Raw genomic sequence first — 13,622 nt, 5'->3', positions numbered from 1 at the left:
CAAAATGAATAGGTTTTGACACTTTGGTTAAGCTTTAAGCATGTAAATATACATTTTTATACGTCTAGCAATGCTCTCCAATCTTTACTTACTTCACTCCATGAAAATTGATGAGCGTACTTTTTTGCTGTTTTAATGATGGTGTCACACTCTAACGGACTTGTTATCAACTCATCTACCGATTTCACCATCGCATTAACATCATTATCCGGAATTAATTTACCAGTAATTCCATTATCAATAAGATAAGAAATACCACCTACATTAGTGGATATGATAGGTAAACCTAATGCCATAGCTTCTATTAAACTTACCGGTAAGTTGTCAAAATGCGTCGTATTGATAAATATGTTCTGTGATTTACTTAATTCTACCCATTGTTTTTTAGATAATAATCCTGTAAAAGTCACTTTTATATCTAGACTATTAGCCAGTCTTTTACATGCCACTTGGCTACCATCTTTATCTGGACCAACCATAGTTAGACTAGCTGTAGGATATTTTTCTTTAAGTTCTTTTAAAACCAGTACCGCCATTTGCGGATTATAAATTTCGGCAAATGAACGTACCCAAAGTAATTTAGGCTCTGTTATTGATCTTTCTATAAAAGGATAATTTTCTATTTCAATAAAGTTATTGATCTTAATAATATTATTAAACCCTGCATTTATAAATGCTGAACTTAAAAAATCACTTGGACTTATTACTTTATAAGCGTTATCAAGAAAATGTTTAATGGCTTTAGGATTTTTCTCTATCCTACTAGGTAAATTACCTCCATGTAATATAGGAATGTACTTAATATTTAAGGACTTACAAATACGCGAGATAGTGATTGCATACCAAAAGTTCTTAGTACTATACGTATCAATTAACACCACGTCTGCCCATTTTCTATTTAAGTAGGTCATGCGCATCATGTGCAACATGCGTTTGCTTATGTTTTTTACAGAAGAGGCATACCTTACCTGATAACCTTCTTTTTGTAACAATGGCCCTAAGGTATCTATAGTTGTAGCTGTTGCACCTTGTTGCGCTAGTTTGTTACCTATGTAGAGGATATTCTTCATTAAGCTACTGCAATAATGGGAGATTCTAATTCTGTTTTTTGTTTTTTCTTAACCTTAGGTTTAAACACATAAAGTAGTGATAATCCATAGAAAAAAGCAGGGGCTGCAATACGCATCGCACTGTGATTAATAGTAGCAATCCAGAAAATCAGGAACGCATAAAAATAGATATTTCCTTTATGTGAAAGCCGGAATATGAGTGGTGTAAATATTAAAACCAGTAAAGACAGTATACCTATACTGCCATGCTCAGAAAGTAATCTACTGGTCTCGTTATGAGATGCGGCCAGAATACCATCTTTTTTTGCCCTATAGTATTTTACCTGACCTGCTCCTATACCTGCAATAGGATTCTCTAAAAAAGCCTCAATTTCTATCGATATTAATTTTGCCCTTCCTGTAGATAAATCAGACTTAGCTCTTCCTGCCGCATCTTCATTTGCATATCGTTTATCTATAAGACCATTAGTTACAAGAGAAGTAAAACCCCATGCTAGTAATAGCCCTAAACCTATTACCGCTAACTTGGGTAAAAATGAAATCCTAAACTCAGATCTTTTTAAAATAAATAAGGTCCCTATAACGGCTATAATCATTAAGAACGCCGTAATAACTCCACCACGTGAAAAGGTAACCCAACCTCTATATGTCATTCCTAATAATAAAGTAATATCCATGATATTATACCACATATTTTTAATACGTAAAAAACGTACAAAGCAAATAAACATACCTATACCTAATGCTGTTGCGACCTGATTAGGCCCATAACCACCAGAAGCTGCAAAGTTAGAAGCCGTATCTGTAATCACGTCACGTATATCTGGTGTCACCACAAATAGATAAAACATGAGCATGACTATAGGCCCTACACTCAATTTTAAAATCTCGTCTAGTCTATCAGTACTTATTCTACGCTGGAAACAGTAAATAGCGACTATACCTAGCGTTACCGGACCACTTAAATTAAAAGCTACAGCTTTTCTTAAAGACTCTGATATAGGTATATTTTGTGATGCAACCACGATACTGGGGACCAACAGCAGTAAGTAGAACACAAAGGGAATCGATTTCAGTGAAAAACCACGCAGCAATATTCCAGCCAGCATAAAGGCTATCACTAGATATTTAATCATCTCATAGAAAAACAGCGCACTATTCATACGCAAGAAAACCTCTAAGCAGGATAGATAACAACAGGCCAGTATAACCTCCATGTTCTTATCTGCACTCGTAAATAGTCTTAGTATAAAATATATAATTGCTCCATAAAAAAACACCTTAATTAAAAATGGAAAAGCGATCATAAAGATCGTGATCAGAATATGGCCTGCTATTATAAACGGATAAGGCAGTTTCTCAAACTTGATCATTAAAAATGGGAGGAATTAAGTGTCATCACAAAACGCAAATTTACTGTAATAAAAATAAGGCTTATTATTTTTGGTAAATCTAGATTATAACTGTGCTTTAATTTTAAGCAACTCGGCTTTAACATGTTCTAGTTTGCTTATTATTTCAAAGGTATTAAGCTCATTTTTATGATTTTTCATATAATCTTGAGCACCATCTAGTGTAAAACCTTTTTCTTTTACTAGATGATAGATGGTTTTAAGGTTTTCTATATCCGTTTTAGAAAACTTGCGATTACCTCTTGAATTTTTTTTAGGCTTTAAAACGTCAAATTCTTTTTCCCAAAAACGCACCAAAGATGCATTTACTTGAAATGCTTTGGTTACTTCTCCCATGGAGTAGTATAATTTTTCTGGAAGTTCTATATGCATGATATGCTTATAACGTGTTTAAATATACTTTCATATTAATCTAGAGAAATATTTTCTTGTTGCGATTTTTGTAGCAACGCATTGAACTCATCTGGTGTTAGATTACCATAATAAAAGTTGATAGGGTTAATACGTTCTTTGTCCTTAAACACCTCATAATGTAAATGTGGCGCTTGTGACCTACCGGTACTACCTACATAACCTATAATATCACCACGTTTCACCTTTTGTCCCGGACGCACATTATAAGGTTTGGACCTTCTTAAATGCGCATAAAGCGATACATAACCAAAACCGTGGTCTATCCTTATATGATTACCATAACCAGAGCTATTAGCATCTGCTCTTTCTACCACACCATCTCCTGTTGCAAATACTGGTGTCCCTCGTGGCGCTGTAAAATCCATCCCAAAGTGAAATTTTCTAGTCTTATTAAAAGGATCTGTACGGTAACCATAACCACTCGCCATACGAGTTAAATCTTGATTACGCACCGGTTGTATAGCAGGTATAGATGCTAGTAATTTCTCTTTATCTTCTGCTAGAACTGCTATTTCTTCTAGAGATTGTGACTGTATTGCTGTTCTTTTTTTAAGTCTATCTATAGATTCTCTTAACGCAATTATCTTTTTTGCACTAGGTTCTCCCTCATATTCCTTATAACGATTCACCCCACCAAAACCTGCCTGACGCTGCTCTGCAGGAATAGGATTTGCGTCAAAGTAAATGCGATAAATATTATTATCACGATCTTCTATATTTTCAATAACTGTAGACAGTCTAACCACATCATCCTGTACATCATCTAGTTGCAGTTCTAGATATTCTATTTTATCGCGTGATTTTTTTAATTCTGGAGATTCTAAGAAAGCATCAGCAAAGAAAAAACATCCCAAACCGAAACAAAAACTCACTACTAAAAACAGCAAGCTGCGGAAAAAAAACCTCCTTTTCTTAGTCTCTACCTTACGGTAAGAAAGCGTTTCAGAATCGTAGTAATACTTGACCTTTGACATATGGTTTATTATGCTATTTTTGTGACACTCTACGAGATAAAAATAAGTAGAAAAAAGTTAGTAATTATTCCGCTTTCGCGAAAGCGAGATCATAACCTACTTTATCACGTATAGCAAAAATAAGAAAATTGAATTAACCGCTAGTATAGCCAGAATGAAGTCAAAACAAATACGCCAAACATTTCTTGAGTTTTTTGAAAACAAAAAACACCAAATCGTTCCAAGTGCACCCATGGTGATCAAAAATGATCCTACCCTGATGTTTACTAACGCTGGTATGAATCAATTTAAAGAATACTTCTTAGGAAATTCTGATCCTAAAAATAACCGTATTACAGATTCTCAAAAGTGCTTGCGTGTAAGTGGTAAACATAACGATCTAGAAGAAGTAGGTGTGGATACTTATCACCACACGATGTTTGAGATGCTGGGTAACTGGAGTTTTGGCGATTACTTTAAGAAAGATGCGATTTCATGGGCGTGGGAATTACTGACTGAAGTTTATGGTATCGATAAAGACTGCCTTTATGTAACCATTTTTGAAGGTGATAAAAGTGAAGGCCTAGAACGTGATACAGAAGCTTATGATTACTGGAAAGAACTCATAGACGAAGACCGTATTCTTAACGGTAATAAAGCAGATAACTTTTGGGAAATGGGCGCACAAGGACCTTGTGGACCATGTTCTGAAATACACGTAGACATAAGAAGTAAAGAAGAAAAGGCAGCAGTAGATGGCGCTACTCTTGTTAATATGGATCACCCACAGGTGGTAGAAATCTGGAATCTAGTTTTCATGCAATACAACCGCATGGCAGACAGTTCTCTTAAAAATCTACCTAACCAACATGTGGATACCGGTATGGGATTTGAGCGTCTTGCTATGGTATTACAAAATGTACAGTCTAATTATGATACAGATGTTTTTACACCTCTTATTAGAGAAATAGAAACCATAACTGGACATACTTATGGAAAAACAACTCAAGAAGATATCGCAATACGTGTAATTGCAGACCATTTGAGAGCTGTTTCATTCTCTATTGCAGACGGACAACTACCTTCTAACAATGGTGCTGGTTATGTAATACGTATGATATTGCGTCGTGCGATACGTTATGGATTTACTTACCTAGGTAAAAAAGAACCTTTTATTTACCAGTTAGTAAATACACTTTCTAAGCAAATGGGTGATGCGTTCCCAGAGCTTAAATCTCAAAAGAACTTAATTCTTAATGTCATTAAAGAAGAAGAAGCTTCTTTTTTAAGAACACTAGAAAATGGACTTACTCTTCTAGATTCTATGATCTCGGGCATGAAGTCTGCTGGTTCTAAAACCCTAGATGGTAAAAAAGCATTTGAGCTTAATGATACTTATGGTTTTCCTAAAGAACTGACTCGTCTTATATTAAGCGAGCAAGGTCTAGAAATGGACGAAGAAGGATTTGCCATTGCTCTTAAAAAACAACAAGACGACTCTCGTAAAGCTAGCGCGACAGAAACTAGTGACTGGACTGTTCTAGTAGATGACGATACACAAGAGTTTATAGGTTATGATAAACTAGAGGCAGATGTGCGTATATCTCAATACCGTAAGGTGACGAGTAAAAAAGATGGCGAATTATACCAAATAGTATTTAACATGACTCCGTTTTATGGAGAAAGTGGTGGACAGACTGGTGACAAAGGTTATCTAGAAAGTGCTAGTGGTGACACAGTGTACATAGTAGATACTAAAAAAGAAAACGGCCAGACCGTACATTTAACTAAGAACCTACCTAAAGAAATAGGTGGTACTCATAAAGTAGTGGTAGATGCAAAGCAACGCGCACGTACTGCTGCAAATCATACAGCTACTCACCTACTGCACCAGGCGATGCGTAAGATATTAGGTACTCATGTAGAGCAAAAAGGTTCTATGGTAAGAAGTGCTAGTTTAAGATTTGACTTCTCACACTTCTCTAAAGTAAGTGCAGAAGAACTAGTAGAAATAGAAAACTTTGTAAACGCACGTATTAGAGAACAATTATCTCTAGAAGAAAATCGCGATAACACATATGACCAGGCAATGGAAGATGGTGCTATAGGATTATTTGGCGAGAAATATGGTGACGTAGTTCGTACCATTAAATTCGGTGAGAGTAACGAACTTTGTGGTGGTACTCATGTAAAAAACACTGGAGACATCTGGCATTTTAAAATCACTAGTGAAAGTGCTGTTGCATCTGGAATACGACGTATAGAGGCAATTACTAGCGACGCAGTAAAAGATTTCTTTACAGAGCAATCAAAAAGCTTTGAAGAAATTAAAGCCGTTTTAAAGAACCCTACTAAAAACCCAGCAGAATCTATTGCTGCGCTACAAGATGAAAATGCTTCTTTGAAAAAAGAAATAGAGCAACTTCTTAAAGCAAAAGCTGGAAACCTAAAAGGTGATTTAATAGCAAGTGCAAAAAGCATTAATGGAGTGAACTTTATCGCTACAAAAACTGATCTAGATGCAAAGTCTGTTAAAGAGCTTGCTTTTAATATCGAGAAAGAAATGGAAAATCTTTTCTTAATCATAGGAGCAGCAAACGGAGATAAAGCAACCCTAACCGTAATCCTAAGTAAGAATCTAGTAGAAGAAAAATCACTAGACGCTGGTAAAATAGTTAGAGAACTAGGTAAACATATTCAAGGTGGTGGCGGTGGCCAGTCTCATTTTGCCACTGCTGGTGGTAAAAATGCTGCTGGAATAGATGCGGCACTTGTTGCTGCTGAAGGGTTGATCTAATTTTCTTTTTATTATTACAAAATGAAAGAAGTAGAGATAAATTATAGAGTTGAAAAAAAGGAGTTTGTTAATCATAGGATGCGCATGCTCTTAAAACCAAGAAATATCATAATTTTCGGTTTTTTTATAATACTCTTACTATCATTCAAATTTATTGTACCACTTATTAGTCCAGGGCAAAATGTGGCTCCTGAGCAAGGTTTCATCTCGATAATGATTAGTGTTTTACCACTTATTATTGTGCCCATTCTGATTGTTCTGTATTTAAGGTATCAGTTTAAAAAAGTATACGATAATACCGCAGACTTTCAGCAAGACGTAAAGGTCGTTATGGATGAGAACGGTTATTTTGGAAAGTCTGCCTCTTCAGAAGGAAGAAAAGATTGGAGCGCTATCCATAAAATTATTCAACAAAAAGAAATGTTAGATATATATTTTTCTAAACAACTTTGCGCTTCTATTCCTATGAGGTTTGTGAGTTCTGAAAAAATAAAAACCTTGAAACAAATTCTTAATAAAGCTCAGGTAAACAACAACCTATAAAACAAATGGTCTATTTAAATTTAAATGGACCATTTGTTATTTCACGTCACAGACTGTAACATTTCTTCATTAAAAGCTACTAATATTATATGGGAGTAGCCACTAAACATTTACTAGATAAAATAGACCGCATACGTGCAAAGGGCGACCAGCGTAGAGCAGACCGTATACATGACGCACGTTTTGCTACTGCATCTTTGTATAAGACAGCTGGCACATGCAAGGTTTTTACTCCACAAGAAGTAGCAGCTGCCAAAGAACTATACCAACAGAAATTACAAAAAAGTAGAATAAAACACAAAATCATCTGGATCTTAACCATAATCCTAACACCAGTGTGCTTTTATCTAGGTTATTTATTTCTATTCATGTTTGACTTTTAAAATTATAGAATATGGGATCGCTAGCATTTATTACAGCCATAAAAACTAATGCAAAACAGTTAAAATCTAGGTCTAAATTTAAAGGACTAGATGCTGACACTGGCATCTACAAAGGAAATATTAATAAAAAAGACTTTTCACAAGAACAAATACAGGCCGCAAAAGATGCCTTTCAATTGCAGGTAAAAGCAGAGAAAAAGAAAACACTTATAGTACTACTCCTTACCATAGTATTAGTCCCTATTTTGATATATGGACTTATAAAACTCTATCTATTTACATTTGTTTAAACCTTAAATTAAGATCGTACCTTTGAATGAATTGATCTTAATACCCCATGAAACTTAGCACACCTGTTCCTGTTTTAAAACTATCTAGCCCTATAGATTACAACTCTAAAGTGGTTCTACTAGGCAGCTGTTTTACCGAGAACATAGGTTCTAAGCTATCCTATTATGGCTTTGATACGAGTATAAATCCTTTTGGGATTATTTTTAATTCTACTAGTTTAAGAGTTCTAGTAAATCGAGCTATTCACCATAATCCGTTTACACGAGAAGATATAGAAGGTGATTATTCTTATCTAGTGCATTCTGATCTTAATAACAAAGATCAAAATCTACTATTAGATCAATTAAACACCGCTTTAAAAAAACTAGAAACAGATTTAAAACAGGCTTCTCATCTATTTATAACTCTAGGTACTGCGTGGGTTTATCGTCATATAGAAAAAGATATAATAGTTGCCAACTGTCATAAACAACCGCAACAATTGTTTATTAAAGAACTGCTCGATACAGAAACCATAAATAAGGATCTAACGAGTATTCAGGAATCGGTAAAGAAGGTAAATCCAGAAATAAACATCACCTACACCCTATCGCCAGTGCGTCATATTAAAGACGGTTTTATAGAAAACACACGTAGTAAATCGAGATTGCACGACGCGATACAGACTCAGGTCGATTTAACTAACGCCACTTATTTCCCTGCTTATGAAATTGCTATGGACGAGTTGAGAGACTATAGATTCTATGCTCGTGATATGGTACATCTTAATGAAATAGGTGTGGATTTTATATGGTCTCGCTTTCGCGAAAGCAGACTTAATAACAACACCCTAACACAACAAAAAGCGGTAGAGAAATATAGAAAACTATCTCAACATCGTGCTACAGATACAGAGGCACATCAACTGCAAATGCAACAGATGCATGCTAAAATAAGTGCGCAATATCCTGATATAAAATTATAATGAAAGACATATTTAAATACATCATAAGTGGTTTAATAGCGGTTTCTATATTTTATTTGGGCTCTAGATTGCTAGATAGAAATAAAGATCGTGAGTTATTACTAGCACAAACGGCACTGATACAAAAGGAGATTAAGAATACGAGTAAACTGGTGGTCACAGAAATGAAATATGCTAAGGTATTTACCTATGAAGGTACAAAATCCTATGGTTGGGACTTTTTTAGAAGTCAAAAAAGCGCGATAATAATTTCAAATGCCGAGGCTCAAATATCATATGACCTTAAGAAGTTAAAACATGAACTAGATCCTGAATCAAAAACTATTTTTATTACTTACATACCTCAACCAGAAATTAAGGTTAATCCCCATTTAGATTATTTTAAAATGGATGACGGTATCTTAAATAAATTTGAAGCTAAGGATATCAATAAGATAAACAGACAGATAGAGACTCAACTTAAAGAAGATATTCTAAAAGATGAAGTTATAAAAAATGCTCAAAACAGATTATTAACTGAATTGAGCAATATTTATATATTGAGCAGTTCTATGGGCTGGAAAATGGTCTACAATGACACAGAAATTAACAGCACAAAAGAAATGAATACTATCTTATTCTAGATCGTATTATTCTTTGATCTCATAAGCCTCTGCAGCTTTATCAAATTCTGCTTCTAGTAACTGGTAATATTTATTATAGATCTCTTTTTTAATATTACACAACTTACCATTGCTCTCTAATGCGGTAGAAAACTCTTCTTGAGTAATTTTCTTATCCATAAAGTCTGTAGTTAATTGCGGGCGTTCTTGTTTACACGCTGCATAATTGTTGTATGCCTGTACATATAACTGGTACGTTTCACTGCTTTTTATAGGATCTTGTGTATCAGTTTGAGAATCTGATGGTGTTGTGTTGCAACTAGCAAATAATGCAATACAAAGAATGATAAGAACTCTTTTCATAGGTATAGTTTTATGCGTTAAAAATAAAGAGTTGTTATTTTTTATCAAAATTAGAATTGCATAAAATAGGTCCCAAAAGCGAAAATCCCTTTCTGAATTAACAGAAAGGGATTTTCTAAACTAACCAAACCAAATTATTTATTACGTCTGCGCTCTTTGTATTCTCTAATCATTTTACGCCTGAAATCTAATTCGGCCTTTTTTAATTTAAGAAATCGCTTTGCGCCTATTACTTGTATTATTTCATTGTGCTTGTAATCTAAATTAGTAGCACCTATTTTTTGATCTAACTGAACCATCTCATCCACATAAGCAACTGCTTGCTTCTCTGTCATGGTATCAAATTCTCCTTCTAGTTTTTTGATAAGATTTTTCTTTACTTTTTCTAGACGAGAGCGTTCATCTTTTACCTCATTATATAAAGGCCAGAATTTTTCTGCTTCTTCAGAAGATAGATTTAACTCCTTATTAATGTGTGCTATGGCAAGACTCTTAATCTTATCATGCATTTCTTTATTGCTGTGATTATCACGACCTCCTTCTGGGCCTTGTGCTTTTACCACAAAGGAAAAAAGCAGTACGAATACTATTATTAAATTTTTCATTCTCTTATAATTTGATCTAATGTTGCGTCTTCCATAAGGTAGTCTAACAACTCGTTATCTGTAAATTCTTGTTCTATTTCAGTATCGTTAAGTATGCTATTATCTGCATATAATATCTCTACAGACTCTTCATCTTGTAAAAAATTAACGTCTACTATATAATCTCTCAACTCTTGATCGTTAAGGTCTGCAAAAGTAACTTCGTCTGTAGTAAACAGACCATTAATAGTTACAAAACCTATAAATATAGCTGCCATTGCTAACAATGGGTATAACCATGTATTATTTTTTGAAGTTTGAAGAGTTACAACTTTCACCTCTTTTTTATCTTCTTGAACTTCTTTTAAAATACGATCTTCAAGAGTAGAAAAATAATCTTTAGGAACACTAAAACCAGCGTGTTCTACGATCTCGTCTTTTTGTGTGTTTTCTAACACACGATCTGTAAGTGAATCAAAGTAACCTTCTGGCACTTTAAACCCTGCTTGTGTATGTTGATTATTGTTTTTCATATCCTTATGACTGTGTTTAAGTCAATTAGTTTAATTCACTTTAATAAATTGTTCCACTTTCTTTGCTGCTATGTGGTACGTACTTTTTACAGCACCTTCACTTAAATCCAGTATCGTCGCAATATCTTTAAATTTAAGATCGTCGTAGTATCTATAGTTAAATACCTCTCGCTGTCTATCTGGTAATTGTGCAAGTGCTTTTTTAAGAGCTAGTTCTATCTCGTCGCTAGTAAAATAAACATCTGCCTCTAGTTTTTCAGTTAAATGATCTTGCAGTTCTTGAGAAGATATTTGTAAAGTCTTTCCTTTCTTAGTTAAAAAAGTCATGCTTTCATTATAGGCTATCCTAAACATCCATGTAGATAATTTACTATCACCTTTAAAGTTTTTTACTCCTTTAAAGATTTTAATAAACACATTTTGCAACACATCGTCAGCGTCATCATGGACTACTACCATTTTTCTCACCTGCCAGTATAACTGTTCTTGGTATTGAGATACCAGCAGTCTGAACCCTTTATTAGCCGTAGCCTCATTAAGGATCAAAGAAATTATTTCTTGGTCTGGTGTTTTACTCATATATCTAAGACTCGCGCAAAGTGTAAAGGTTTAACAACTATAAAAATAATTTAAATCATTCATTAACATTAGGATAAAACATAATAATTATCTTCACGTTTTAATATAACTATGAATCGAGACCACACACCACATTACGACACCTCTTTCCAGCCACTATCTATAGTGAATGACGAGGCAAGAGCCCTTTTTTATAAAAAGACCTATGGACATGTTGCTATCGCTACATTACTATTTGTGATTATAGAAGCAATTTTATTGCGCATAGAACCCCTAGTTAATTTTATGTTTAGTCTAACACAGGGCTGGACATGGTTGCTAGTATTAGGTGCATTTATGATGGCTACCTCTTATGCAGAAAAGATGGCGCATAAATCACATGACCGTACGCAACAGTATCTAGGCCTGTTATTATTTGTAGTTGCAGAGGCTGTTATATTCCTACCGCTAATAGCTATTGCATTGCAATATCAGGCAGCTCTACAAGGTGGAGAAAGCAATTTATTAAGTCAGGCAGCCATCCTTACATTGGCTCTTTTTGTAGCGTTAAGCGCTGTAGTTTTAATTACTAAAAAAGACTTTTCATTCCTTAAAAGTATTTTATCTGTAGGTTTTATTATCGCAATAGGATTAATTATCGCAGGAATGATTTTCGGATTTGATTTAGGACTTTTCTTTAGCGGTGCTATGGTACTTCTTGCTGCTGGTTCAATACTTTATCAGACATCTAATCTGGTACATAAATACCACACAGATCAGTACGTAGGTGCAGCCTTAGGTTTATTCTCTTCTTTGATGTTACTTTTTTGGTACATCTTAAGAATTTTTATGTCTCGCGATTAATTTCTTACACCTCATATCGCTACAGGCAAATCCTAATAGTGAAACATTATGGATGGGACCTTATGTCATAGCTGGTATGATAATAGGGCTAGTTCTAGTAATAATTCATTTAAGTCTACGTGTTCTTCAAAGAAAGCGCGACTTTATATGGTACAGACAGTTATGGAGCAATGCACGGTTACCGCTTTCGCGAAAGCGAGTCCTAGAAACATATCCTTTTTACATCCATCTCTCTGAAAAATATAAAAGGCAATTTGAACATAGGGTGGCCACCTTTATAAAACAGAAAGATTTTAAACACAGGTATCAAGACACGGTAACTGATGAACAAGTGGTTTTAGTAGCTTGTGTTGCATGTCGTTTAACCTTCGGTAGGCGCAATTATCTTTTTCCCAGGTTAAATACTTTATTACTTTTTCCAGAACCGTTTAAAAGTCCTGCTACACAAGAATACCATAAAGGTGAATACAATCCTATAGCAAAGGTTCTAGCTTTTTCATGGCCCGATTTTAAAGAAGGAATGGATATCGTAAATGATAACCTGCACTTAGGCCTGCATGAATTTACACACGTACTTCATATAGAAAGTGAGCGCAGTAGTGAGATAGATGCTTTACGTTTTAAAAAATTTACACGCAATATTCTTAGAGAACTCATGAAGCCGGCAGTGCGCAGCAAACTAGACAACACAAAGTTTTTTAGGGATTATGCTTTTACAAATCAGTACGAATTCATGGCTGTTCTTATAGAGTACTACTTTGAATCTAATAAAGATTTTAAAGAACAATTTCCATTAATGTATAGTCATCTAACTAAGGCACTTCTTTATGAAGAAGAATGGATTATTTCTTAATAGGCATTTAAAATATCAAGATTGTAAAAAAATCGACCGAGTAGACTTACTCTATTTATAAAAGATCACCTAATATCGACGCATATCATTACGACCTAAAAAGATAGCGCCTAGACCTGCTATAATAGGTGTACTAATAAACCATATACTCAGACCGCTACTTAATAACAGAGATGCAACTGGTAATAATAAACCTAGGACAACAGCTACTATACCTCCATAAAATAATGCTTTACCTCTACTATGCAGGCCTTTTAATTGATCTAGACGTATAGCTCTTTTATCTACTCTTTTAACTATGTGTGCAATATCTTTTTGATCTGTCCCTTGTTCTTTTAGTATCCTACGCAATTTTGAAAAATCCATTCTCTTTTCAGAAATTTCTTTTGCATAATGTTCTATCTGCACAGATATATCGGTATACTTATCAACCATTAT

Annotated in this window: 17 protein-coding genes; 8 read left to right on the top strand and 9 right to left on the bottom strand. The window is 34.4% G+C overall.

Features of this window, described 5'->3' with window-relative positions; all coding sequences use genetic code 11:
* Window positions 1-56: 56 nt before the first annotated feature.
* The 4 genes from ACJJVJ_RS14605 to ACJJVJ_RS14590 form a co-directional block, all read right to left on the bottom strand.
* Window positions 57-1,070: a glycosyltransferase family 4 protein gene (locus ACJJVJ_RS14605; protein ID WP_405371151.1), complete on the bottom strand. Its 1,014-nt coding sequence runs from the start codon at window positions 1,068-1,070 to the stop codon at window positions 57-59.
* Window positions 1,070-2,443 (bottom strand): O-antigen ligase family protein, encoded by a 1,374-nt coding sequence (locus tag ACJJVJ_RS14600; protein WP_405371150.1) that lies wholly within the window; start codon window positions 2,441-2,443, stop codon window positions 1,070-1,072. Before ACJJVJ_RS14600 ends, ACJJVJ_RS14605 begins: the two co-directional genes overlap by 1 nt.
* An 84-nt stretch (window positions 2,444-2,527) precedes the next feature.
* Window positions 2,528-2,854 (bottom strand): MerR family transcriptional regulator, encoded by a 327-nt coding sequence (locus ACJJVJ_RS14595; RefSeq protein WP_104516615.1) that lies wholly within the window; start codon window positions 2,852-2,854, stop codon window positions 2,528-2,530.
* Between the two features lie 35 nt (window positions 2,855-2,889).
* On the bottom strand, window positions 2,890-3,870 hold the full coding sequence (locus tag ACJJVJ_RS14590; RefSeq protein ID WP_405371149.1) for a M23 family metallopeptidase: 981 nt from the start codon (window positions 3,868-3,870) through the stop codon (window positions 2,890-2,892).
* A gap of 154 nt (window positions 3,871-4,024) precedes the next feature.
* Between ACJJVJ_RS14590 and alaS the strand changes: the two genes are divergently transcribed.
* From alaS to ACJJVJ_RS14560, 6 genes are all read left to right on the top strand, one after another.
* Window positions 4,025-6,646, top strand: coding sequence for an alanine--tRNA ligase (gene alaS, locus ACJJVJ_RS14585; protein WP_405371148.1), 2,622 nt, complete (start codon window positions 4,025-4,027; stop codon window positions 6,644-6,646).
* A gap of 21 nt (window positions 6,647-6,667) precedes the next feature.
* Entirely contained in the window at window positions 6,668-7,189 is a 522-nt protein-coding gene (locus ACJJVJ_RS14580; protein WP_405371147.1) for a YcxB family protein, read from the top strand.
* An 89-nt stretch (window positions 7,190-7,278) separates the two neighbouring features.
* A complete protein-coding gene (locus tag ACJJVJ_RS14575; protein WP_405371146.1) occupies window positions 7,279-7,572 on the top strand; it encodes a hypothetical protein in 294 nt (97 codons plus the stop codon).
* Between the two features lie 11 nt (window positions 7,573-7,583).
* On the top strand, window positions 7,584-7,862 hold the full coding sequence (locus ACJJVJ_RS14570) for a hypothetical protein (protein ID WP_405371145.1): 279 nt from the start codon (window positions 7,584-7,586) through the stop codon (window positions 7,860-7,862).
* 47 nt (window positions 7,863-7,909) lie between these two features.
* The gene (locus ACJJVJ_RS14565; RefSeq protein WP_405371144.1) at window positions 7,910-8,827 is read left to right on the top strand and encodes a GSCFA domain-containing protein; all 918 of its coding nucleotides are present in this window, start codon (window positions 7,910-7,912) and stop codon (window positions 8,825-8,827) included.
* On the top strand, window positions 8,827-9,450 hold the full coding sequence (locus ACJJVJ_RS14560; RefSeq protein WP_405371143.1) for a DUF4230 domain-containing protein: 624 nt from the start codon (window positions 8,827-8,829) through the stop codon (window positions 9,448-9,450). The genes ACJJVJ_RS14565 and ACJJVJ_RS14560 overlap by 1 nt, the downstream gene beginning before the upstream one ends.
* 6 nt (window positions 9,451-9,456) lie before the next feature.
* On the opposite strand, the gene ACJJVJ_RS14555 is transcribed toward ACJJVJ_RS14560, so the two are convergent.
* The 4 genes from ACJJVJ_RS14555 to ACJJVJ_RS14540 form a co-directional block, all read right to left on the bottom strand.
* Window positions 9,457-9,792 carry a hypothetical protein gene (locus ACJJVJ_RS14555; protein ID WP_405371142.1) on the bottom strand — a complete coding sequence of 112 codons (336 nt, stop codon included), beginning with the start codon at window positions 9,790-9,792 and terminating at the stop codon, window positions 9,457-9,459.
* Between the two features lie 134 nt (window positions 9,793-9,926).
* Entirely contained in the window at window positions 9,927-10,397 is a 471-nt protein-coding gene (locus ACJJVJ_RS14550; protein WP_405371141.1) for a hypothetical protein, read from the bottom strand.
* Window positions 10,394-10,909, bottom strand: coding sequence for a hypothetical protein (locus ACJJVJ_RS14545; RefSeq protein WP_405371140.1), 516 nt, complete (start codon window positions 10,907-10,909; stop codon window positions 10,394-10,396). Before ACJJVJ_RS14545 ends, ACJJVJ_RS14550 begins: the two co-directional genes overlap by 4 nt.
* A gap of 30 nt (window positions 10,910-10,939) precedes the next feature.
* Window positions 10,940-11,488: an RNA polymerase sigma factor gene (locus tag ACJJVJ_RS14540; RefSeq protein ID WP_104516626.1), complete on the bottom strand. Its 549-nt coding sequence runs from the start codon at window positions 11,486-11,488 to the stop codon at window positions 10,940-10,942.
* 111 nt (window positions 11,489-11,599) lie between these two features.
* On the opposite strand from ACJJVJ_RS14540, the gene ACJJVJ_RS14535 reads away from it, so the two are divergent.
* Window positions 11,600-12,331: a Bax inhibitor-1 family protein gene (locus ACJJVJ_RS14535; protein ID WP_405371139.1), complete on the top strand. Its 732-nt coding sequence runs from the start codon at window positions 11,600-11,602 to the stop codon at window positions 12,329-12,331.
* Window positions 12,332-12,383: 52 nt separating this feature from the next.
* A complete protein-coding gene (locus ACJJVJ_RS14530; protein WP_405371138.1) occupies window positions 12,384-13,184 on the top strand; it encodes a zinc-dependent peptidase in 801 nt (266 codons plus the stop codon).
* 69 nt (window positions 13,185-13,253) lie between these two features.
* Here ACJJVJ_RS14530 and ACJJVJ_RS14525 read toward each other — a convergent pair whose 3' ends face one another.
* On the bottom strand, window positions 13,254-13,619 hold the full coding sequence (locus ACJJVJ_RS14525; protein WP_405371136.1) for a hypothetical protein: 366 nt from the start codon (window positions 13,617-13,619) through the stop codon (window positions 13,254-13,256).
* Between the last annotated feature and the right edge of the window lie 3 nt (window positions 13,620-13,622).

This window comes from Nonlabens sp. Asnod2-A12 (genome assembly GCF_045063745.1).
Lineage (GTDB): Bacteria > Bacteroidota > Bacteroidia > Flavobacteriales > Flavobacteriaceae > Nonlabens > Nonlabens xylanidelens.
This window is presented reverse-complemented; position numbering and strand designations above follow the sequence as displayed.